Source organism: Streptomyces sp. NPDC055254 (genome assembly GCF_053606025.1).
This window is the reverse complement of the sequence record NZ_JBSGQV010000012.1, coordinates 46,407-67,041: the sequence shown is the minus strand read 5'-3', so window position 1 is coordinate 67,041 and position 20,635 is coordinate 46,407. Positions and strand designations below refer to the sequence as shown.

Below are 20,635 nucleotides of genomic sequence, written 5' to 3'. Positions count from 1 at the left end.
CGCGCCTCAATCGCCGGCGAGGCTGGAATGGCCGCCCCGAGTCGCCCAGCGGGTCGGGGCCCCGCGCCGCAAACGTCGGCGAGGCCGGATGTGCCGGGGCCCCCGCTCGGGCCACCCCGTCGGCCGCCCCGTCGGGCGGCCGCATAACCTCCTTCGGGAGGAACCCACCCGCCCCGTACCCCTCCGGAGGAGCCATGCGCGTCGAAACGACCGCCGGCGTCACCACCCTCACCCTCGACTCCCCGGCCAACCGCAACGCCCTGTCCGCCCCCCTCGTCGAAGACCTCCGCACCGCACTCGCCGCCGCCGCGGGCGACCCCGCGGCACGGGCCGTCGTCCTCACCCACACCGGCACCACCTTCTGCGCCGGCGCAGACCTCAAGGCCCCGTGCGACCCGGGGGACTTCCTCGCCCTGCTCCGCGAGATCGCCGAGCTCCCCAAGCCGGTCGTGGCCCGCGTCACCGGTCACGTCCGCGCCGGCGGCCTCGGGCTGCTCGGCGTGTGCGACATCGCCGCCGCCGGGCCGCGGTCCACGTACGCCTTCACCGAGACCCACCTCGGCCTGGCGCCCGCCGTGATCTCCATGCCCCTGCTGCCGCGCCTCGACCCCCGCGCCGCCGCCCGCTACTTCCTGACCGCCGAGCACTTCGACGCCGCCGAGGCCGCCCGGATCGGCCTGCTCACCCTGCACGCCGACGACGTCGACCAGGCCCTCGCCCCCGTCCTCGACGGCCTGCGCAAGGCCTCCCCGCAGGGCCTCGCCGCCACCAAGGCACTCACCTCCGCGGCCGTGCGCGAGCACCTCGGTCGGGACGGGGCCCGCCTCACGGACCTGTCCGCAGCCCTCTTCGCGTCCGACGAGGCCCGCGAGGGCATCACCGCCCGCTTCGAACGCCGGGAGCCGTCATGGTCGCTGTGACCGGCCCCAAGCAGGCGCGCAGCCGCGTCACCCGCCGCCACCTCCTGGAGGCGGCCGTCTCCTGCCTGGCCGAACACGGCTGGGCGGGCTCCACGGTCTCCGTCGTCGCCGAACGCGCCGGCGTCTCCCGGGGCGCGGCCCAGCACCACTTCCCCACCCGTGAGGACCTGTTCACGGCCGCCGTCGAGTACGTCGCCGAGGAACGCTCCACGGCCCTGCGCGAGCTCTTCCACGCGGGCCCGGCCGACCGCCCGACCGTCGTCGGTGCCCTGGTGGACATGTACACGGGCACGCTGTTCCGCGCCGCGCTCCAGCTGTGGGTGGCCGCCTCCAACGAGGAACCGCTGCGCCCCCGCGTCACCGAGCTCGAAACCCGGGTCGGCCGCGAGACCCACCGCATCGCGGTCGAGTTGCTGGGCGCCGACGAGTCCGTGCCCGGCGTACGGGAGACCGTGCAGGGCCTCCTCGACATGGCCCGGGGCCTCGGCCTGGCGAACGTACTGACCGACGACACCGCCCGCCGCGCCCGCGTGGTCGCCCAGTGGTCCCGCATCATCGAGACCGCGCTGCCCTGAGGGACGGCCCGCACGCGCGAGGGCGCCGCACCCCGTCCGGGATGCGGCGCCCCGAGCGAATTCGACCGGGCCGTCTCGGTCAGGCGGTGCCCGAGATGCCCTCGTAGCCCTCGATCTCGCGGGGGTCGCGCCGGCTCGGGCCGGTGTAGCGCGCGGAGGGGCGGACCAGTCGGCCCGTGCGCTTCTGCTCCAGGATGTGCGCCGACCAGCCGGCGGTACGGGCGCAGGTGAACATCGAGGTGAACATGTGCGCCGGGACCTCCGCGAAGTCGAGCACGATCGCGGCCCAGAACTCCACGTTGGTGGCCAGCACCCGGTCGGGACGGCGCGCGTGCAGCTCCTCCAGCGCGGCCTTCTCCAGCGCGGCGGCCACCTCGTAGCGCGGGGCGTCGAGCTCCTTGGCGGTGCGCCGCAGCACCCGCGCGCGCGGGTCCTCGGCGCGGTACACGCGGTGCCCGAAGCCCATCAGCCGCTCGCCCTTGTCCAGGGCCTGCTTCACGTACGCGACGGCGTCGCCGGTGCGCTCGATCTCCTCGATCATGCCGAGGACGCGCGAGGGCGCCCCGCCGTGCAGCGGACCCGACATGGCGCCGACGGCGCCGGACAGCGCCGCGGCGACGTCCGCGCCGGTCGACGCGATCACCCGGGCCGTGAAGGTGGAGGCGTTCATCCCGTGCTCGGCGGCCGAGGTCCAGTACGCGTCCACGGCCTTGACGTGGCGCGGATCGGGCTCGCCCCGCCAGCGGATCATGAACCGCTCTACGACGGATTCCGCCTTGTCGATCTCGCTCTGGGGCACCATCGGCAGACCCTGGCCACGGGCGGACTGGGCGACGTACGACAGGGCCATGACCGCCGCCCGGGCCAGGTCGTCGCGGGCGGTCCGCTCGTCGATGTCCAGCAGGGGTTTCAGTCCCCACACGGGGGCGAGCATGGCGAGCGCGGACTGCACGTCGACGCGGATGTCCCCGGAGTGGACCGGGATCGGGAAGGGCTCGGCGGCGGGCAGGCCGGGGTTGAACGCTCCGTCGACCAGCAGACCCCAGACGTTCCCGAAGGAGACGTGACCCACGAGGTCTTCGATGTCGACGCCCCGGTAGCGCAGGGCGCCACCTTCCTTGTCGGGCTCGGCGATCTCCGTCTCGAACGCGACGACCCCTTCGAGCCCGGGTACGAACTCGGACATCAGGCGGCTCCCTCAAATAGTGCGAACACGCGCGGCTCCCGGCGTGATTCGCGGTCCGGCGCGGTCATCCCCGTTGATGCCCGGCACGGCCGATGGTCACCCGCGCGGGGGCCGTCGGACCGGCCCCAAGATTTTGTCCGTTCCGGATGGACTGCGGAAGCGTGACATACGGCACACCCCTCGTCGTCCTCCTGGGGCAGGATGGCCCGCGTGACCGATCAGGACCTTGACCCCGCCACCATGCGCAAGCAGTACCGCTCGGAGATCGTCGGGGAGGAATCCCTCGCGGAGGACCCCATGCGGCAGTTCGCCCGATGGTTCCAGCAGGCCGCGGACGCGCACGTCTTCGAACCGAACGCCATGATCGTCTCGACGGCCACCGCCGACGGGCGCCCCAGCTCGCGGACGGTGCTGCTGAAGCAGTTCGACGAGCGGGGCTTCGTCTTCTTCACCAACTACGGCTCCCGCAAGGGCCGCGAGCTCGCGGAGAACCCGCACGTCGCGCTGCTCTTCCCGTGGCACCCCATCGCCCGCCAGGTCGCCGTCACCGGCACCGCCGCCCGGATCGGCCGCGACGAGACGGCGGCGTACTTCCGCTCCCGTCCGCACGGCTCCCAGCTGGGCGCGTGGGCGAGCGAGCAGTCCGCCGTGATCGGCTCCCGCGCGGAACTGGACCGCCGCTACGCGGAGCTCGCGGCCCGCTACCCGGAGGGCGAGCAGGTGCCGGTCCCCACCGAGTGGGGCGGCTACCGGGTGACCCCGCGGGAGGTGGAGTTCTGGCAGGGGCACGAGAACCGGCTCCACGACCGGCTGCGGTACGCCCGCGAGAGCGAGCTCTCCGAGAAGTGGCGCCTGGAGCGCCTCTGCCCCTAGGCCCGGCGCGCCGCCCTCGGCGAGGCCCCGGCTGCGGGGCCCGGAGCGGTGCCCGCGCGGGGGCGCAGACGCAGACGACCCGCGGGCTCGGGTTCCTCTCCTGCAGTGAGAGGAGCCGGCCGGACGTACCGGCGAGCCCGCGGGTCGGGTGACTGCTTGGGATTGGCGCCTGGCGATCCCGCCGGGCACCGCACAGGTGCGTGCGACGACGGGCGCTAGCCCGCAGCCACCTCACGCGTCCGGTTTCCGTACATTTCGGGAACCACCTCCCTTCTCGTGTACGACAGAGCCTAGGAGCCCTCCGCGCGGGACACAACCATTTTTTCCCGGCCGGGACCGGGGCGGACCCATGTCGAACCGGATCATTCCGGGGCATTCGGAGGAACGGGGTGTGGGGTGCGTCACGTTCCAGTTCAATGATCTGACGTGCCGCACACGCGAACACCTGCGGGGGGTGCCAGGTGAGTGCTTCCGGACGTCATGAGACCGCCGCCGACGATCTGCTCGCAGCGCTGTTGGACGGGATGGACGCCGCCCTGTGCGCGTTCGACTCGGACGGCGTGATCACCCACTGGAACCGGGAGGCCGAGCGGATCCTGGGCTGGCCCGCCGCCGAGGCCGTGGGTCGCAAGGGGTTCGCGGGGTGGGCGGTTCGGGCCGCCGACGCCCAGGACGTCGAGGACCGGCTCATGGCGGCCCAGGACGCGCCCGGCCGGCAGGTCCACGAGTTCCCCCTGCTGACCAAGGACGGCGGGCGGGTCCTCGTACGGACGCAGTCGGCCGCGGTGCCGGGCGCCGACGGGAAACCCGCCGGGGTCTACTGCGCGTTCAGCGAGGTGCACGCCCAGATCGACCTGGAGCGGTCCATCGCCCTGAGCGAGGCGCTGATGGAGGACGCCTCGTGGGGCGTCGTCCTGGTCGACGTCGACCTGCGGCCCGCCGTGGTGAACGCCCACGCCGCCCGCGCCCTCGGGGCCGGGCGCACCGCGCTGCTCGGGCGCCCGCTCGGCGAACTCCTCGGCCAGGGCGTGGAGGACCTGGAGGGAGCCCTCCAGCACGTACTAGCCGAGGGGGCGCCGCCCGCGCCGGTGGAGCTGTGGGTGTCGATCCGCACCTCCGAGGGGGTGCGGCGGCGGTGCCTGCGGTGCGGGTTCCTGCGGTTGGCCTCGCCGCTGGCGGAGGAGCCCGTACCGCTCGGGGTCGGCTGGTTGTTCCAGGACGTCACCGAGTCCCGGCAGGCGCAGTCGGACACGGCGCAGCTGCGGTTCCGGGCCCACCAGCTGCACCGCGCGGGGCGGGCCGCCGCCGAGTGCGAGGATCCGGGCGAGGCGGCGGCGGTACGGCTGGACTTCGCGCTGGCGGGCTTCGCCGAGCACGCGCTGCTGGACGTACTGGACGCACGGGACCCCGCGGCCGAGCCCGGACGGCGCAGGCTCGTGCGGTCCCTGGCGTCCCCGCCGGCCCTGTCGGGGCCGGGGCCGCTCCCGGTGCGCTACGAAGCCGGCCACCCGGCGTTGCAGGCGCTGGACCGGATCGGCTCGGTGCGGAGCAGCGCTCCGCGCGGGGAGGCGGACCCGGAGTGGGCACGGGCCCGCCAGTGGCCCGGGGGCGCGGCGCACGCGCTGTGCACGGTCCTGCGGAGCCGCGGGCGGACCCTGGGGGCCCTGACCTTCCTGCGCGGGCCCTCGCGGCCCGCCTTCGAGCGCGCGGACGCGGCGTACGCGGAGGAAGTGGCGGCCCGCGTGGCGGCCGACCTGGACCTGGCCGCCCGCGGCTAGTGCTGCGGCCGGAAAGGTCCGCCGGGCTTCGCAAACCCGGTGGACCCTGCCGTCACAGCACTTAGTGGCGGAAGAAGATGCGGTCGCCGTACTCCTGCATCACGCGGCCGTTCCACTCGTGGCCGCCGTCGACGTTGCCCGAGCGCAGCAGCGGCGGCTCCACGCCGCGGGCCAGGAGTTCGCCGGCCGCCGCCGCCATGACCGCCTGCATGATCGCGCTGGTCACCACGGTGGAGGCGGGCGCGAAGGGGGCGTCGATGCCGTCGACGCTCAGCTCGGCGTCGCCGACGGAGATCTTGCTGTCGAGGACGACGTCGCAGTGGTCCTTGAGGAAGGTGCCGGAGACGTGTCGGGACTTGGTGTCCGTCGCGTACGCCACCGAGGTCACGCCGATGACCTTGAGGCCGATCGCGCGGGCGTTCATGGCCATTTCGACCGGCAGGGCGTTGCGCCCGGAGAGCGAGATGATCACGAGGACGTCGCCGTCCGAGGCCGGGCTGCTGTCCAGCACGGCGCCGGCGAGGCCGTCGACCCGCTCCAGGGCGCTGCCGAGCGTCGCGGGCATGACGTCGATGCCGACGGTGCCCGGAACGGCGAGGAAGTTCATCAGGGCCAGTCCGCCGGCCCGGTAGACCACGTCCTGGGCGGGCAGCGAGGAGTGCCCGGCGCCGAAGGCGAAGAGCCGGTTCCCGGAGGCGACGGCGTCGGCGACGAGGGACCCGGCCTCCGCGATGCGCGAGGACTCCTCGTCCCGCACCCGCTCCAGCAGGCCGATGGCGGCGTCGAAGAACTGACCGGCCAGCTTGCTCTCGCTCATACGCCGATGGCCTTCCGGGGGTGGGATGGGGTCCGTGTCCGCCGCTCACCGTGCGGTCTGGACCAAGCGCGTGTCAATACGGACGTCAATCCCGGGCCGGGCCCTGCGCGGTGGACCGCCGGGGGCCCGGTGGAGCGGTCCGGCGATCGTGCGGGCGATCTTCCCGTCGTTTCCCGTGATCTCCAGGACATCTTCCGGGCGATCACCCGGAAGTTCCGCCGGAGATGTCCAGGACGGCCCTTGACGCCCGCCACGGGACGGTTGTCGGCCCAATGCGTCAGAATTGGGGGCAGGGCCAGCGCACGCAATCCGAGGGGCACGAATGTCCGGACTGATCGACACCACGGAGATGTATCTCCGCACCATCCTTGAGCTGGAAGAGGAAGGTGTGGTCCCCATGCGCGCCCGTATCGCCGAGCGGCTCGATCAGAGCGGCCCTACGGTGAGCCAGACGGTGGCGCGGATGGAGCGCGACGGCTTGGTGGCCGTCGCGAGCGACCGGCACCTGGAGCTGACGGAGGAAGGGCGCCGGCTGGCGACGCGGGTGATGCGCAAGCACCGTCTCGCGGAGTGCCTGCTCGTCGATGTCATCGGCCTGGAGTGGGAGCAGGTGCACGCCGAGGCCTGCCGTTGGGAGCATGTGATGAGCGAGGCGGTGGAGCGGCGGGTGCTGGAGCTGCTGCGCCACCCGACCGAGTCGCCGTACGGGAATCCGATCCCCGGGCTGGAGGAGCTGGGTGAGAAGGCCGAGGCCGACCCGTTCATCGAGGACGGGATGGTCAGCCTGGCCGAGCTCGACCCGGGCACCGAGGGCAAGACGGTGGTCGTCCGCCGGATCGGTGAGCCCATCCAGACGGACGCCCAGTTGATGTACACGCTGCGGCGGGCGGGCGTGCAGCCCGGCTCGGTGGTGAGCGTGACCGAGTCGCCGGGCGGGGTGCTGGTCGGCAGCGGCGGCGAGGCCGCCGAGCTGGAGGTGGAGATCGCTTCCCACGTCTTCGTGGCGAAGCGCTGATCCTGAGCCCGTCCCTGGTGGTGGGTGGTCCCGGCGCCTCGCGGCGCCGGGACCGGTCCTCCCCTGTCGACCTGGAGCCCCGAGCTCTCAAGGTCATCCCCGGCGGACCGTCTTCCCCGATCGGCCCGCCTCCCTGTTGAAAGGATCTCCATCGGCAGCGGCGGTCAATCCTTGAGCAAGGTCACTCGAAAGAGCGGTGTTGGCGGAGAGAACCGTGTTTTCGAATGCAGGTTCGATACTCTGGCCGGGAGCGAAGGGGGTGCATCTGCGGTGATACAGCGCATCGATGTGACGGGAGCCGACGGCGTGCGGTTGGCCGCCTGGGAATTCCGCGAAGCCCGCGCCGAGCCCCGGCCCGGGCTCCCGCCCCAGGCCGGGCCGCAGCCCCGGACGACGGGCACGGAGCTGCCCGGCGTGCTGTTACTCCACGGCCTGATGGGCCGCGCCCTGCACTGGGCCGGCACCGCCCGCTGGCTCTCCGAGCGCCGCCGCGTCGTGGCCCTGGACCAGCGCGGTCACGGCCACAGCGACCGCCCGCCCGCCGGCCCGTACACGCGGGAGGCCTTCGTGGCCGACGCCGAGGCGGTCGTGGAGCAGCTCGGCCTCGCCCCCGTGACCCTCATCGGCCACTCCATGGGAGCCCTCACCGCCTGGCAGTTGGCCGCCCGCCGCCCGGACCTGGTCGAGGCCCTGGTGATCTGCGACATGCGCGCCTCGGCCCTCGGCGAGGCCTCCCAGCAGGAGTGGGCGGACTGGTTCCACCGCTGGCCGCTGCCCTTCCCCACCCAGGACGCGGCCCGCCGGTGGTTCGGCGAGGACGACCCCCGGGTGGAACGCCCCGACCCCGGACGGGGCGCCTTCTTCGCCGAGGTCATGCACGAGGCCCCGGACGGCTGGCGTCCGCTCTTCTCCCGGCAGCAGATGCTGACGGCCCGTGAGACCTGGGTGCACGACGCCCATTGGGAGGAGCTGGCCCAGGTCCGCTGCCCCGCGCTGGTCGTCCGCGGCCTGGACGGCGAGCTGGGCCGGGCGGAGGCCCAGGAGATGGTCCGCGTCCTGCCGGGCGGCCAGTACGCGGAGATCCCCGACGCCGGGCACTACCTCCACTACGACCAGCCGCAGGCCTGGCGGGCTGCCCTGGAGCCCTTCCTCGACAGCATCGGCGCCCGCGCCCCCCGGGCCTGACCGGCCCTCACCCCGCCCCTCCGAGCCCCTCGACACCGTCCGGCGACCTGGAACCGACCGGCCCGGACCGGACGCCCTCCGCGCCGGGCCGGGCCGGGCTGGGCTGTCCGGTCCGATCCGCGCCGGTCCGGGCCGGCCGCGGGCCTCAGCCCTTGCTCACCGCCAGCAGGATCTCCGGGAGCTTGCGCACCACCACCGGCGCCGCCAGCCGCAGGCCCGCCCAGGTGGCCAGCACGCCCCAGGCGACGCCCAGCGGCAGTACGAGCCAGCCGATGTCCTGCCGGTCCGTCACCGCCGTCCAGATCGCCAGCGCGATCACGGGTGCGCAGATCACCGCCGCCACCAGCATGCCGCCGAAGATGCCCATCCAGGCGAGCCCGCCCTGGCCCGGGGCGACGTTCTTGAAGGCTCCGTCCGACGGGATGGAGTAGGCGAAGCGCGCCGAGGCCACGGCCCCGGTGCCGAGCATCGCCCCCACCAGGGCCAGCGACAGACCCAGTGCGGCCGGGAAACCGGACCAGTCGCCGATCAGGGCGGCCGTCACCGCCGCCACGAAGACCGTGTACGGGACCGTGACGAGGGACAGCGCGGCGGCCCGGGCGCGCAGTTCGACGTACGCGTCACGCGTGGTCGAGATGGTCTGCGCGACCATCCAGAACGCCGAGGTGTCCTGTCCGAACTGGTTGTACATCTGGACACCGAGCATGCCCGCGCCGAAGCAGGCGAGGTAGACGGAGCCCGTGCCCTGGAGGGCGTTGAAGACCGGGATGATCAGACCGAGCGCCAGCGCGGTCACGAACGCGGACTTGGTCTTCGGGTCGCGGACGGCGTAGCGCAGCGTGCGCTGCACGGCCGCGCCGGTGCGTCCGCCGGGCAGCAGGGACCAGACGCCCGTGCCCCGGTCCCCGCGCGGCTCGGCCGCCGCGATCGTCGAGCCGTCCGGGGCGACCATGAGCTTGGTCAGGCCGCGCTCCCAGAACCACAGCAGCAGGGCCAGGGCGCCGAGCGTCAGCAGCAGTTGACCGGCCGCCCGCGCGTACGCGCCCTCGCTCGCCGAGTCCACCATGCCGACGGCGGTCGCCGGAGGCAGCCACCGCACCACCGCCTCGACGGGCTCCAGTCGGGCCAGGCCGCCCGTCTGGAACAGGCGCTGGCTCGCGAAGTTGGCGAGCTGCGCGCCGACCGCGATCAGCAGACCGCTGAGCAGCGCCAGGTCGCGCCCCTTGCGGCTGGTCAGCAGCCGCACGTTGGCCGTGGCCACCGTGCGGGCCAGGGCCACGCAACCCAGGAGCAGCAGCGGTACGGCCACCACCGCGGCCACCACCCCCGCCGCGCCCCGCGCGACCGCCGCGACCGAGCCGACGGCCAGGCACAGGGTGAACAGCGGCCCGATGCCGACCAGCGAGGAGACGAGCAGGGCCCGTACGAGGGGACGGGGCCGCAGCGGCAGCATCACCAGCCGGCTCGGGTCGAGCGTCTCGTCCCCGGCGGCGAAGAACAGCGGCATGAAGGTCCAGCCGAGCGCCAGGATCGCGGCCAGCAGGACGACGACGGTGCCCGCGTGCGCGTTCCCGCGCAGCAGGGCCAGCCCCAGGGTGACGAAGAACCCGACGACCAGCGCGAAGGCCAGCGTGGTGAACCAGACGGCCTTGCGCTTCGAGGAGCCCTTGAGGCCGTTGCGCAGCAGCGACAGCTTGAGGCGGACGAAGAGCGGGGTCAGGGGTACGGGAAGAGTGGCGGTGGCCGGCGTGGCCGGTGTGGTCGCCGTGGTCATCGTCCCGCCGCCCCGCCGAGCCAGTCCAGGGAGTCCCCGGCCGCGTCCCGCCCGTGCGCGCCGACCAGTTCGAGGAAGGCGGCCTGGAGGGAGGGTGCGGAGCCGCGTACGTCGGCCAGCGGGCCCGCGGCGCGGATCCGGCCGGCGGCCATGACGGCCACCCAGTCGCACAGCGACTCGACGAGCTCCATCACGTGGGAGGAGAACACGACCGTGGCGCCGGACGAGGTGTATCGTTCCAGCACTTTTCGGATGGTCTGTGCCGATACCGGGTCGACGCCTTCGAACGGCTCGTCCAGGAAGAGCACTTCGGGGTTGTGCAGCAGGGCGGCGGCCAGGCCGATCTTCTTCCGCATGCCCGTCGAGTAGTCGACGACCAGCTTGTGCTGCGAGCCCGCGAGGTCGAGGACCTCCAGCAGCTGCGTCGCCCGCTTGTCGGTCTCCTCGCCCGGCAGTCCGCGCATCCGGCCCATGTAGCCGAGCAGTTCGCGTCCCGACAGCCGCTCGAAGAGCCGCAGGCCCTCCGGCAGCACGCCGATCCGCGACTTCACCCCGACCGGGTCCGCCCACACGTCGTGGCCGGCCACCAGGACCCGCCCCATGTCCGGGCGCAGCAGCCCGGTCACCATCGACAGCGTCGTGGTCTTGCCCGCGCCGTTCGGGCCCACCAGGCCGATGAACCGGCCCGCGGGCAGCTCCAAGTCGATCCCCCCGACGGCCACCTGGTCGCCGAAGCGCTTCCAGAGACCCTCCACCCGCACGGCGGGCGGCGCGGTGTCCGCGCCCCCCGCCACGTACGTCCCGCCCGTCGCCTCACCCTGGTCCGGCACGCGCCCGCCTCCCGTTCTGTCCCCGTGGTCGTTCGTTCCTCACCATAGGAGGAGGGGGAGAGGGTCGGACCATTACTTATGTCATGAGTTCCGGGAGGTCAGGCCTGACGCCGCTTGCGTTCCGCCGCCGCCTCGCTGCCGCACGCGTAGGCCAGCGCGTCGATCAGCTCCTCGGTGTCCGGCAGCCACCGGTTCGCCGGCGTGGGCCGCCGCGCCCACTGGACCGAGCCCCGGCCCCCGAACCGGGTGGGCGGGGCCGGCACGTACTCGCCCTCGCCGCGCGTCACCAGGTCGATCGCGCTCGGCGACCAGCCCAGCGTGCGCACGAGGTCCGGCACCTTCGCCCCGGCGCCCGGCAGCACGAAGAACAGCATCCGGTGGCCGGGGGTGAGGGCCACGGGGCCGAGCGTGCGCTGCATCCGCTCCAGCCGCGCCAGGGCCAGGAACCCGGCGCCGTCCGGGATGTCCAGCACGTCGAACGTACGGCCCGTCGGCATCAGGATCGAGGCCGCGGGGTTCTTGCCCCAGACCCGCCGGACCTGTACCGCGCTGCCGGTGACCTGGGCCGCCCAGTCCTTCACCGCCGGGTGCGCGCCGGGCGCCCCGCAGTCCGCCTCTCCGCAGGAGCACAGCTCGCAGCCGTCGCCGGCCTCCAGCCAGGTGCCCGCGAAGACGTCCCAGTGCCGTTCCTCCGCGTACCGCACGGCATGGTCGAGCAGCTGTTCGCCGCGCTGCTTGGGGATGGGTGCGGTCTCCGTGACAACGATGGTCTCTTCCACGCCCATCACAACTCCACGGGTCACCTCGGGTTACGGGCGTAAACCGGCCGGTGGGCGGAGCATCGATCCTGCACACGGGGCGCACCGATGCACGAGTGGGGGCGCGTAGGAGGCCGGGGCGCGGTCGCTGGGTAACGACAAGACGCAGAGCGGAAGATTCTCCGCACATCAGGCGGGAAGTGATCATTACCACTGATCACCCGCGGCCCCAGGGGGTTTTCATGGCAGCCAGGCCTCTCGTCGCCCGCCAGCCGAACGAACGGCTGCAGGCGCTCATCCAGGAAGCCGGGTGCTCCAATGCCGGGCTCGCCCGGCGGGTCAACATGTGCGGGGCCGAACACGGCCTCGATCTCCGCTACGACAAGACCTCGGTGGCCCGCTGGCTGCGCGGCCAGCAGCCGCGCGGCCGGGCGCCCGGCATCATCGCCGAGGCGATCGGCCGCAAACTCGGCCGGGCCGTCACCATCGACGAGATCGGCATGGCCAACGGCAAGAACCTCGCCTCCGGGGTCGGCCTGCAGTTCTCCCCGACCGTCGTCGGAGCCATCGAGCAGGTCAGCGAGCTGTGGCGGAGCGACGTCGGTCGCCGCGACTTCCTGGCGGGTTCAAGCGTGGCCGCGTCCGCCCTGGTCGAGCCGAGCCGGGACTGGCTGATCACGGGCGCCGACAGCCAGGTGGCCCGTACCGGCGGCGCGCGCGTGGGCATGTCCGACGTCGAGGCGGTGCGGGCCACCACCGAGGCCCTCACCGAACTCGACCACCGCTTCGGCAGCGGGCACGTGCGGCCCGTGGTCGTCCACTACCTCAACTCCGTGGTGTCCGGGCTGATCGGCGGCTCGTACCGGGAGCCGGTGGGGCGGGCGCTGTTCGCGGCCGTCGCCCGGCTGACGGAGCTCGCCGGCTACATGGCGGTGGACACCGGCCAGCCCGGTCTGGCGCAGCGCTACTACATCCAGGCCCTGCGGCTGGCCCAGGCCGCCGGGGACCGCGCGTACGGGGGCTACGTCCTCGCCGCGTCCATGAGCCACCTCGCCGCCGAGCTGGGCAACCCGCGCGAGATCGCCCAACTCGCCCGCGCCGCCCAGGAGGGCACCCGGGGGCAGGTCACCCCGAGGGTGGAGGCGATGTTCTACGCGGCCGAGGCGCGCGGGCACGCGCTGCTGGGGGACGCCCGGGCCACGGCGGTGCTGTCCTCGCGGGCGGTGACCGCGTTGGAGCGGGCGGAGCCGGAGGCGGGCGACGACCCGGTGTGGATCCGCCACTTCGACCAGGCGTACCTCGCGGACGAACTCGCGCACTGCCACCGGGATCTGGGCCAGGCCGAGGCGGCGGGCAAACGGGCGGAGGAGGCCCTGCGCGGCCTCCCGGAGACGAAGGCGCGCCGCCGGGCGATCGGGCTGCTGCTGCTGGCGACCGCGCAGGTGCAGCAGCGGGAGGTGGAGCAGGCCTGCCAGACGGCGGCGAGGGCGGCGGACCTGCTGTCCGAACTGCGCTCGAACCGGGGCGCGGAGTACCTGGACGACTTCCGGGCACGACTGGAGCCGTACCGGGAGGAAGCGGCGGTCCGGGAGTTCGGCGCGAGGCTGGAGGCACGGGTGGCCTGACGGTCGCGCCGGGTGACGGGGTAGCGTGATCCGACGGTTCCGTAGGTTCGGACAGGTCGGAGAAGGAGTCCCGGTGACGGAGAGCGGACAAGGGGGCGCCCCCCAGCAGGGTGCCCCGTGGGGTCCGGACCCGGCCCGCCCGGCGCCCGGACATCCGGAGCAGCCCGGCGAGCCGGACCGGCCGTGGTACGAGCAGGCCGCGCGGCCGCAGGACGCGGTCCCGCCCGGGCCGTCGCAGCCGCAGTCGCCCCCGCCGCCGGGCGGGGCCGCGTACGGGTACCCGCACGCGGCTCCCGGGTACGGCTACCCGCCGCAGCCCTACCCGGAGCAGCCCCACCCGGAGCAGCAGCCGCCGCAGGCCGCGCCCGCGTACGGGCACGTGGTGGGCCCGGGATACGAGGGGCCGGGCGACCCGCACGGCCAGGGCTACCCGCCACTGCCCGAGGCGGCGACGCAGTACATTCCGCCGGTGCCGGCCGCTCCGGCTCACGGCGAGGCGGCGACCCAGTTCATTCCGCCGGTGCCGGCCGCTCCGGCGCACGACGAGGCGGCCACCCAGTTCATTCCGCCCGTCCCGGCCGCTCCGACGCACGGCGAGGCGGCCACCCAGTACATCCCGCCCGTCCCGGCCGCTCCGGCGCACGACGAGGCGGCCACCCAGTTCATTCCGCCGGTGCCGGCCGCTCCGGCGCACGACGAGGCGGCGACCCAGTACATTCCGCCCGTCCCGGCCGCCGAGTTCGACGGGTTGTTCCGGGACGACGCCGACACCGCGGGCCACACCCAGCACCTGCCGCCGATCCAGGAGCCGGTGCTGCGGCAGCAGCCCCCCGGGCGGCCCTACCCGCCGCGCCGGCAGGGGCCCGTACCGCCCCGCCAGCAGCAGTACCCGCAGCACCAGCCCCATCCGCAGCAGCAGTTCGCGCCGCAGCCGCCCCCGCCCCCGCATCCGGAGGGCCCGCGCAGGATCTCGCCCGGGATCATCGCGGCGGTGGTCATCGGACTGGCCGTCGTCGGCCTCGGCGTCGGTTCTCTGCTCGGCGACGGCAAGGCGCAGAACAACGATCCCGGCGCGGTGGCCTCCGCACCGGCAACCGGCACAGCCGGCGCGGCGCCCGCCGGAGAGGCGCCCGTCGATCCGGGCCGCCCGCAGGCCGTCCAGCTCGACAAGCTCCTCGCCGACAGCAACGACAGCCGGGACGCGGTGATCAAGGCCGTCGAGGACATCAAGAGCTGCAAGAACCTCGGCCAGGCGGCCGGTGACCTGCGTGACGCGGCGCGCCAGCGGGAGGAGCTCGTCACCCGCCTCCAGGAGCTGAAGCTGGACAAGCTCCCGGACCACGTGAAACTGTCCGCCGCGCTGACCCGGGCCTGGGAGTCCTCCGCGGACGCCGACAACAGCTACGCGGCCTGGGCGGACGACGTGGAAGAGGACAAGTGCAAGGACGGCAGGGCCAAGTCCACCAAGAACGCCGCCGAGGGCAACAAGGCGAGCGGGGAGGCGACCAAGGCCAAGGAGTCGGCCGCGACGATGTGGAACACCATCGCGGCCAAGTACTCCCTCACCAAGCGGGACAAGTCCCAGCTGTGAGCCGTACGGGGGCGGCCCGCGCGGCGGTCAGGCCGCGCGGGGGCCCTGTTCGAGCGTGCGGGTCATGTCCATGGTCTGCTCGCCCTGCTGGGCGACCAGCCGGCCGGCCTGCACGACCTGGAAGGTCACCCGGCCGTTGACGATGCGGGGGAAGCCGGCCACCGCGCGCATGTCCTGGTAGCGCCAGCTCAGGTCCGGGGTCAGACCGCCGGTCGGTACGGCCTCCGACTGGTTCAGCCGGCGCGAGATCTTGCGCGCGGTCACCTCCTCGCCCTCCTCGAAGCGGCTCACGATCTGGTTCAGCACCGTGTACGCGATCCAGGTGGTCTGCGCCCCGCTGTCGTCCGGGTCCACGGTGTCGTCACCGAAGGCGTGGTCGGCGATCACCTTGCGCATCGGCTCCCAGAGGGGATCGGAGGAGACCGGGTACCAACTGGTGAGGTAGGCGCCCTCGAAGGGGCTCTCCTTGCCGCCGGTGCGGTCCACCAGGGACTGACTGACGCTCCCCAGCACCGAGGAGATCTGCGGCTTCCTGCGCTGCGCGTCGGCCCGCCGGAAGGCGTCGAAGAAGGTTTCGGTGCGCTCGCCCAGCACCGCCGCCACGCAGCCCTTCTCCTTGCCCGCGGTGGCCGTGGTCAGGGCCTCGCGGGCCTGGGGCGCGAAGTCGGCCGAGTCCTCCGCGGCCCGGATGTCGGAGGCGTCGGGCATCTGGTTGGCCCGCAGGCCGGAGTTGAGCAGCACCGGCAGCGAGTCGCCCGCCAGGGTGTCCGGCCGCACCAGGGCGACCTGGCCGCAGGCGCGGCCCAGCTGGTGCCCGGCGCCGGCGAGGAGCACGGGCTGGCCGCCGTTGACGGGGTAGGAGAGGGTGGACTGGAATTCCTCGGAGGAGACCCCGTATCCGCCGATGAAGGGGATGCCCTCGGCTTCCAGCGGGGCCATGAAGGCGCGTCCGTGCTGGCTGTAGGAGCCGACGACGGCGACGGCCTTCTCGGCGACAGCCTTGCGGGAGCAGTCGGCTGCGCCGGTGGGCGTGTTCTTCTCGTTGCAGGTCAGCACGCGCAGCTTGCGGCCGCCCAGGCCGCCCTTGGAGTTGATCCAGCGCTCGTAGGCCTTGGCCATGCCGGGCATTCCGGGCATGTTGGTCGCCTGGGTGTCCTCGGGCGCGAAGGTCATGACGGTGAGGGTGCCGCCGGGCCCCCCGGAGCCCCCCGAGCCCCCGGGGAGTGCCCCGCACCCGACGAGCAGACACGCGCCCGTCGCCGTGGCCAGGAAGGTGCGGGAGAGGGCTGCTGCGCGTCGCCATTCGGTCATGTCCACGCACCATTCCGCTCCGGAGGTAACTCAAGAGTGAGGGGTGCACAACATTCGGTGACGTCCAGGTGAATTGCCGGTGCCGAACGCGCGCGCATCCGCCTGAAGATCGCGGGGAACGGGAACGTACGATCGAAAGCGTGACATTCGCCCAAGGTTCGAAGAACTCTTCCCGCCGCGGCGGCCGCTCCTCCACCATGGGCGGCATGCCCCTCAACGACATGCCGTGGTGGCGCTGGCGCAGCAACGTGCGCTCGGCGCTGCACATGCTCTCCGATCCGGCCTTCCACGAGGACACGTGGCTGGCCGGCGCCGAAGGCTACGGGGACGTCACCGACGCCGTGTACCGGCTCGTCGAGGACACCTGGCTCGACAGCTGGTCGGCGGAGAAGTACGTCGGCACCATCTTCCGCGACTCGCAGGAGGCGGCCCTGGTCGACCTGGCCGTCCTGCGCGTCCTGCGGATCCTGCACCAGGTCGGCCCGGACGCGCCCGTCTCCGCCTACCTGGAGCACCACGCGTGGCCCGAGGCGGTGCGCGCCGCCCGCGAGGCGCACGTACGGCTGGCCGAGGCGGACGGGGACGACCCCGACGTCCGGCCGCGCTCGCTGGAGGTCTTGAGCATCCTCACGCGCGCGGTGTGAAAGGCTGTGCGGTCATGAGCGACCCGCAGCCCCAGTCCCAGTACGTCCTGACCATGTCCTGCCCCGACAAGCAGGGCATCGTGCACGCCGTGTCGAGCTACCTCTTCATGACCGGCTGCAACATCGAGGACAGCCAGCAGTTCGGAGACCGGGAGACCGGCCTCTTCTTCATGCGGGTGCACTTCGAGGCCGAACCGGCCGTCACCCTGGAGAAGCTCCGTGCCAGCTTCGCCGCGATCGGCGAATCGTTCAAGATGGACTGGCAGATCCACCGCTCCGAAGACCGGATGCGGATCGTGCTGATGGTGTCGAAGTTCGGCCACTGCCTCAACGACCTGCTGTTCCGCACGAGCATCGGCGCGCTGCCGGTGGAGATCGCGGCCGTCGTCTCCAACCACACGGACTTCGCGGAGCTCGTCGGCTCGTACGACATCCCCTTCGTGCACATTCCGGTGACCAAGGAGACGAAGGCGGCGGCGGAGGCCGAGCTCCTGGAACTCGTGCGCGCCGAGAACGTCGAGCTGGTGGTCCTGGCGCGGTACATGCAGGTGCTGTCCGACGACCTGTGCCAGGCGCTGAGCGGGCGGATCATCAACATCCACCACTCCTTCCTGCCCAGCTTCAAGGGCGCGAAGCCGTACCACCAGGCGCACGCGCGGGGCGTGAAGCTGATCGGCGCGACCGCGCACTACGTGACGGCCGACCTGGACGAGGGGCCGATCATCGAGCAGGAGGTCGAGCGGGTGGGGCACGAGGTGACCCCGGACCAGCTGGTGGCGATCGGTCGGGACGTGGAGTGCCAGGCGCTGGCGCGGGCCGTGAAGTGGCACAGCGAGCACCGCGTGCTGCTGAACGGGCGCCGCACGGTCGTCTTCGCGTAGCCCGCGACCCCGCGAGCCGTCCGGGGCCGGTGGCCCCCGGACCCCCGTGCCGGGGCACCGCCGCGGACCCCGCGCCGCAAGCGCCGGCGGGGCTGGATCTTGCTGCCGGAGCCGGTGCGCGGGGGTCTTCGAGCGCGCCGCAGGCGTTACGCGTCGGGGGCTTCCACGCCGCAGTAGGCCGCGAAGGCCGCCAGGATCTCGTCCTCCGAGATACGGCCGTCGCCGTCGGTGTCCAGGGCCGCCGCGACCCGCGTGGCCAGGTCCGGGGCGGTGCCCAGGACGCGCAGGACCCGTGCCGTCGCCGGTGGCGTCGCGCCGGCGCCGTCCTCGTCCGCCACGGCGATCACAGCCCGCAGGAACGGCCGGGCGATCTCCGCGAACCGCTGCGGGCTGTCCCGCAGCCGCTTCGCCGCGCCCGTGATGAACTCCTCGCGGGACACCCGCTGGTCCCCGTCGACGTCCGCGATCCCGGCCATCCCCTGCCAGAACGCCTCGGCGCCCGCGAAGACGGCCTGGCCCCTGGCCGACCGGGCCGTCGTACCGAATTCGGCCAGGACGGCCTTCGCGGCCGCGCTGAAGTCCTCCCGGTCGATATAACCGGACCCGTCCTGGTCGAAGGTGGCGAATCGGGCGGCGATCTTGCGCTCGTATTCTGAGCTGTCCATGTTCGGCGTTCCGCCTTCACGTGTGCGGTGGGTACAGATTCCAGACAAGGCAGGAGCGTAAGGCCTACGTGGCCTGCGCGTTAAGCGAAGTGGTCAAGGAGGCGGCCGCATCGAACCCGCGCACGGGGAGCGCGGTGGGGCGCGTACACCTGTGCCATGTGCCGCCCCCCGCCCCGGGTTGACGCACCGCCACCTCCGTATCACGCAGGGTCCGCCTCCGGTGCCCGCTTCCCCCAAAACGGGCGCGCGGGGCCGAGTGCCGACTACATTCGATGCGTCGACACACGGCTGGGGGCAGATATGCCGAAGGACGTACCACCGCGCTGGGACCGCCGCATGCAGCAGCGCCTCGCCCGCGGCGAGGCCGCCGCGCTCGGAGAGCTGTACGACCGCTTCGCCTCGCTCGTGCACAGCCTGGCGCACCGGGTGCTGGGCGACGAGAAGGCCGCGGACCGGATCACGCGCGAGGTGTTCGGGTACATCTGGGAGAACCCGGACGCCTACGACCCCAAGCAGGGCTCCATGCGCTCCTGGGTCGCCCGCATCACCCAGGGCCAGGCGGTGGCCCGGCTGCGCCAGGCCGAACTGGGCCGCGGCTCGCGCGAGGAGCTGGAGCAGAAGGTGCGCAGCGCCAACGCGGCCGCCCGCGCGGACTACATCGTCACGTCCATGCCCGCCCCGCTGCGCGCCGCGCTCGAACTGGCCTACTTCAAGCGGCGCGACTACCGGCAGGCCGCCGCCGACCTCCGGATCAGCGAGGACGAGGCGCGCCGCCGGCTGCGGCTCGGGCTCCAGCTGCTGTCGACCGCCAACGCCCTCCCGCAGGAGGACGCCGCCCAGCCCGGATACGGAAGTCCGCGATGAACGGCCCCGCCGAGTCACCCGACGACGGATACGAAGAGAACGACGCGAGCGAGGAGTACGGCGCGTACCGGGGACCCGTCGGCCGGGCGCGGATACCGGGTCCGCGCGGGGCCGCCGACGACCTCGACCCGCGCCGCGCACCGGTGCCGCTGCCGGAGCCGCCGCCCTCGCACGCCGTCCTGAAGTCGCTTCTCGGCGCGTGGGCGCTGGCCGCGTGCTCCCCGCAGGAGACGCAGGCGGTGGAGGACCACCTCACCGAGTGCGCGCCCTGCGCGGAGGAGGCGCTGCGGCTGCGCGACGCGGTGGGGCTGCTGCATCCCGAGGAGACCCTCGACCTCAAGCCGCTGCTGCGCTCGCGCGTGCTGGAGGACTGCCTGGGCAAGCGCCCGGCCCGGATCCCGGTGCCGGTGTGGGCGAACCCGTACGACACCGAGACGGCCCGGCTCGACGCGCTGCTCCAGGACTTCGGGGACTCGGAGTGGCACACCTCGGTACGGCTCAAGTGGTTCGAGGAGGAGCGTCCCGCCTCCCGGCGGACCACGGTCGCGGGCGTGATCGGCCATCTGATGACGGTGGACGGGCTGGTGGCCACCGCGCTCGGACTCGACGACCCGCTGGGGCCGGGTGCGCCGCCGGGCGGTCCCGCCGCGCGGACGGAGCACTTCTGGAACGCGTCGGCGTACCCGACCACCCGGCAGGTTCGCGAGCCGTGGCGGGAGCAGAGCCACACGCTGGTGCGCACGGTGTCCTTCGCCGGCCGGGGCGTGGCGGAACTGGCCGTCGACTACAGCGGCTTCTCGCTGCCGCTCGGGGACGCCTTCCTGGAGCGGGCCTTCGAGTGCTGGGTGCACGCCTGGGACATCGCGGAGGCGGTGGACTATCCCTACGAGCCGCCGTCCGCACCCCACCTGCACCGGATGATCGACCTGGCCGCGCGGCTGCTCCCGGGCGCGCTGGCCGAACGCAGGCGGGCCGGGCTGGCGGCCCCGGCACGCGGACTGGTCGCGGCGGGCGCGCCCGGACGGACCCTGCACCTGGAGATCGAGGGCGCGGGCGGCGGCGGCTGGGACATCGCACTGGACTCGCCGGGAGCGAAGCCCTCGCCGGACCGGACGGTCGCCGAGATCGCGCTGGACGGCCTGGAGTTCTGCCAGTTGGCCGCCGGGCACATCTCCCCGGAGGAGGCGGCCGCGGGCCAGCACGGCGACCGGGAGGCGATCCGCGACGTGCTCTTCGCGGCGGCCTCGCTGAGCCGCCTCTGACGCCCGGGCCGACGGCCCCGCCGCGGGGGCCATCGGGCCGGGCCGGCGCCGTTGCGGCTGGTGCGGCCCGGGCGTCGGTTC

The 20,635-nt window shown here is 73.4% G+C and carries 19 protein-coding genes; 12 read left to right on the top strand and 7 right to left on the bottom strand.

Features of this window, described 5'->3' with window-relative positions; genetic code table 11:
* The first annotated feature begins 194 nt into the window (after positions 1-194).
* Both ACWFQ8_RS15005 and ACWFQ8_RS15000 read left to right on the top strand, forming a co-directional pair.
* Complete coding sequence (locus ACWFQ8_RS15005) at positions 195-920, top strand: enoyl-CoA hydratase family protein (protein WP_453786644.1); 726 nt, start codon at positions 195-197, stop codon at positions 918-920.
* Entirely contained in the window at positions 908-1,495 is a 588-nt protein-coding gene (locus ACWFQ8_RS15000; RefSeq protein ID WP_453786643.1) for a TetR/AcrR family transcriptional regulator, read from the top strand. Before ACWFQ8_RS15005 ends, ACWFQ8_RS15000 begins: the two co-directional genes overlap by 13 nt.
* Positions 1,496-1,574: 79 nt before the next feature.
* Here the strand turns inward: ACWFQ8_RS15000 and ACWFQ8_RS14995 are convergent, their stop codons facing one another.
* Positions 1,575-2,681: a citrate synthase 2 gene (locus ACWFQ8_RS14995; RefSeq protein WP_453786642.1), complete on the bottom strand. Its 1,107-nt coding sequence runs from the start codon at positions 2,679-2,681 to the stop codon at positions 1,575-1,577.
* A gap of 201 nt (positions 2,682-2,882) precedes the next feature.
* On the opposite strand from ACWFQ8_RS14995, the gene pdxH reads away from it, so the two are divergent.
* The gene (gene pdxH / locus ACWFQ8_RS14990) at positions 2,883-3,554 is read left to right on the top strand and encodes a pyridoxamine 5'-phosphate oxidase (protein WP_453786641.1); all 672 of its coding nucleotides are present in this window, start codon (positions 2,883-2,885) and stop codon (positions 3,552-3,554) included.
* A gap of 461 nt (positions 3,555-4,015) precedes the next feature.
* On the top strand, positions 4,016-5,332 hold the full coding sequence (locus ACWFQ8_RS14985; protein WP_453786640.1) for a PAS domain-containing protein: 1,317 nt from the start codon (positions 4,016-4,018) through the stop codon (positions 5,330-5,332).
* Positions 5,333-5,393: 61 nt separating this feature from the next.
* On the opposite strand, the gene ACWFQ8_RS14980 is transcribed toward ACWFQ8_RS14985, so the two are convergent.
* A complete protein-coding gene (locus ACWFQ8_RS14980) occupies positions 5,394-6,149 on the bottom strand; it encodes an SIS domain-containing protein (protein ID WP_453786639.1) in 756 nt (251 codons plus the stop codon).
* Between the two features lie 322 nt (positions 6,150-6,471).
* On the opposite strand from ACWFQ8_RS14980, the gene ACWFQ8_RS14975 reads away from it, so the two are divergent.
* Both ACWFQ8_RS14975 and ACWFQ8_RS14970 read left to right on the top strand, forming a co-directional pair.
* Positions 6,472-7,164 (top strand): metal-dependent transcriptional regulator, encoded by a 693-nt coding sequence (locus tag ACWFQ8_RS14975; protein WP_453786638.1) that lies wholly within the window; start codon positions 6,472-6,474, stop codon positions 7,162-7,164.
* Positions 7,165-7,434: 270 nt separating this feature from the next.
* Complete coding sequence (locus ACWFQ8_RS14970; protein WP_453786637.1) at positions 7,435-8,349, top strand: alpha/beta fold hydrolase; 915 nt, start codon at positions 7,435-7,437, stop codon at positions 8,347-8,349.
* A gap of 145 nt (positions 8,350-8,494) precedes the next feature.
* Here the strand turns inward: ACWFQ8_RS14970 and ACWFQ8_RS14965 are convergent, their stop codons facing one another.
* From ACWFQ8_RS14965 to ACWFQ8_RS14955, 3 genes are all read right to left on the bottom strand, one after another.
* The gene (locus tag ACWFQ8_RS14965) at positions 8,495-10,123 is read right to left on the bottom strand and encodes a transporter (protein WP_453786636.1); all 1,629 of its coding nucleotides are present in this window, start codon (positions 10,121-10,123) and stop codon (positions 8,495-8,497) included.
* A complete protein-coding gene (locus ACWFQ8_RS14960; RefSeq protein WP_453786635.1) occupies positions 10,120-10,953 on the bottom strand; it encodes an ABC transporter ATP-binding protein in 834 nt (277 codons plus the stop codon). The genes ACWFQ8_RS14965 and ACWFQ8_RS14960 overlap by 4 nt, the downstream gene beginning before the upstream one ends.
* A gap of 98 nt (positions 10,954-11,051) precedes the next feature.
* Positions 11,052-11,738, bottom strand: coding sequence for a bifunctional DNA primase/polymerase (locus ACWFQ8_RS14955; RefSeq protein WP_453786634.1), 687 nt, complete (start codon positions 11,736-11,738; stop codon positions 11,052-11,054).
* A gap of 215 nt (positions 11,739-11,953) precedes the next feature.
* On the opposite strand from ACWFQ8_RS14955, the gene ACWFQ8_RS14950 reads away from it, so the two are divergent.
* Positions 11,954-13,336 carry a transcriptional regulator gene (locus ACWFQ8_RS14950; RefSeq protein ID WP_453786633.1) on the top strand — a complete coding sequence of 461 codons (1,383 nt, stop codon included), beginning with the start codon at positions 11,954-11,956 and terminating at the stop codon, positions 13,334-13,336.
* 73 nt (positions 13,337-13,409) lie between these two features.
* Positions 13,410-14,927 carry a hypothetical protein gene (locus ACWFQ8_RS14945; protein WP_453786632.1) on the top strand — a complete coding sequence of 506 codons (1,518 nt, stop codon included), beginning with the start codon at positions 13,410-13,412 and terminating at the stop codon, positions 14,925-14,927.
* Positions 14,928-14,954: 27 nt separating this feature from the next.
* Here ACWFQ8_RS14945 and ACWFQ8_RS14940 read toward each other — a convergent pair whose 3' ends face one another.
* On the bottom strand, positions 14,955-16,238 hold the full coding sequence (locus ACWFQ8_RS14940; protein WP_453786631.1) for an ABC transporter substrate-binding protein: 1,284 nt from the start codon (positions 16,236-16,238) through the stop codon (positions 14,955-14,957).
* Positions 16,239-16,435: 197 nt separating this feature from the next.
* Here ACWFQ8_RS14940 and ACWFQ8_RS14935 point away from each other — a divergent pair, with 197 nt between their 5' ends.
* The gene (locus ACWFQ8_RS14935; protein WP_453786726.1) at positions 16,436-16,882 is read left to right on the top strand and encodes an SCO4402 family protein; all 447 of its coding nucleotides are present in this window, start codon (positions 16,436-16,438) and stop codon (positions 16,880-16,882) included.
* Between the two features lie 14 nt (positions 16,883-16,896).
* The gene (gene purU, locus ACWFQ8_RS14930; protein WP_453786630.1) at positions 16,897-17,763 is read left to right on the top strand and encodes a formyltetrahydrofolate deformylase; all 867 of its coding nucleotides are present in this window, start codon (positions 16,897-16,899) and stop codon (positions 17,761-17,763) included.
* Positions 17,764-17,909: 146 nt separating this feature from the next.
* On the opposite strand, the gene ACWFQ8_RS14925 is transcribed toward purU, so the two are convergent.
* Positions 17,910-18,428, bottom strand: coding sequence for an EF-hand domain-containing protein (locus ACWFQ8_RS14925; RefSeq protein ID WP_453786629.1), 519 nt, complete (start codon positions 18,426-18,428; stop codon positions 17,910-17,912).
* Between the two features lie 300 nt (positions 18,429-18,728).
* Between ACWFQ8_RS14925 and ACWFQ8_RS14920 the strand changes: the two genes are divergently transcribed.
* Positions 18,729-19,292 carry a sigma-70 family RNA polymerase sigma factor gene (locus ACWFQ8_RS14920; protein WP_453786628.1) on the top strand — a complete coding sequence of 188 codons (564 nt, stop codon included), beginning with the start codon at positions 18,729-18,731 and terminating at the stop codon, positions 19,290-19,292.
* Positions 19,289-20,554, top strand: a complete 1,266-nt coding sequence (locus ACWFQ8_RS14915) for a zf-HC2 domain-containing protein (RefSeq protein ID WP_453786627.1) — start codon at positions 19,289-19,291, stop codon at positions 20,552-20,554. The genes ACWFQ8_RS14920 and ACWFQ8_RS14915 overlap by 4 nt, the downstream gene beginning before the upstream one ends.
* Positions 20,555-20,635 lie beyond the last annotated feature (81 nt).

What these genes read in the sequence shown, in the direction of transcription:
- ACWFQ8_RS15005 (WP_453786644.1), top strand. Translation starts at nt 195, where the DNA reads ATGCGCGTCGAAACGACCGCCGGCGTCACCACCCTCACCCTCGACTCC.
- ACWFQ8_RS14965 (WP_453786636.1), bottom strand. Translation starts at nt 10,123, where the DNA reads ATGACCACGGCGACCACACCGGCCACGCCGGCCACCGCCACTCTTCCC.
- ACWFQ8_RS14975 (WP_453786638.1), top strand. Translation starts at nt 6,472, where the DNA reads ATGTCCGGACTGATCGACACCACGGAGATGTATCTCCGCACCATCCTT.
- ACWFQ8_RS14920 (WP_453786628.1), top strand. Translation starts at nt 18,729, where the DNA reads ATGCCGAAGGACGTACCACCGCGCTGGGACCGCCGCATGCAGCAGCGC.
- ACWFQ8_RS14995 (WP_453786642.1), bottom strand. Translation starts at nt 2,681, where the DNA reads ATGTCCGAGTTCGTACCCGGGCTCGAAGGGGTCGTCGCGTTCGAGACG.
- ACWFQ8_RS15000 (WP_453786643.1), top strand. Translation starts at nt 908, where the DNA reads ATGGTCGCTGTGACCGGCCCCAAGCAGGCGCGCAGCCGCGTCACCCGC.
- ACWFQ8_RS14980 (WP_453786639.1), bottom strand. Translation starts at nt 6,149, where the DNA reads ATGAGCGAGAGCAAGCTGGCCGGTCAGTTCTTCGACGCCGCCATCGGC.
- purU (WP_453786630.1), top strand. Translation starts at nt 16,897, where the DNA reads ATGAGCGACCCGCAGCCCCAGTCCCAGTACGTCCTGACCATGTCCTGC.
- ACWFQ8_RS14925 (WP_453786629.1), bottom strand. Translation starts at nt 18,428, where the DNA reads ATGGACAGCTCAGAATACGAGCGCAAGATCGCCGCCCGATTCGCCACC.
- ACWFQ8_RS14935 (WP_453786726.1), top strand. Translation starts at nt 16,436, where the DNA reads ATGGGCGGCATGCCCCTCAACGACATGCCGTGGTGGCGCTGGCGCAGC.
- ACWFQ8_RS14955 (WP_453786634.1), bottom strand. Translation starts at nt 11,738, where the DNA reads ATGGGCGTGGAAGAGACCATCGTTGTCACGGAGACCGCACCCATCCCC.
- ACWFQ8_RS14940 (WP_453786631.1), bottom strand. Translation starts at nt 16,238, where the DNA reads ATGACCGAATGGCGACGCGCAGCAGCCCTCTCCCGCACCTTCCTGGCC.
- ACWFQ8_RS14915 (WP_453786627.1), top strand. Translation starts at nt 19,289, where the DNA reads ATGAACGGCCCCGCCGAGTCACCCGACGACGGATACGAAGAGAACGAC.
- ACWFQ8_RS14950 (WP_453786633.1), top strand. Translation starts at nt 11,954, where the DNA reads ATGGCAGCCAGGCCTCTCGTCGCCCGCCAGCCGAACGAACGGCTGCAG.
- pdxH (WP_453786641.1), top strand. Translation starts at nt 2,883, where the DNA reads ATGGCCCGCGTGACCGATCAGGACCTTGACCCCGCCACCATGCGCAAG.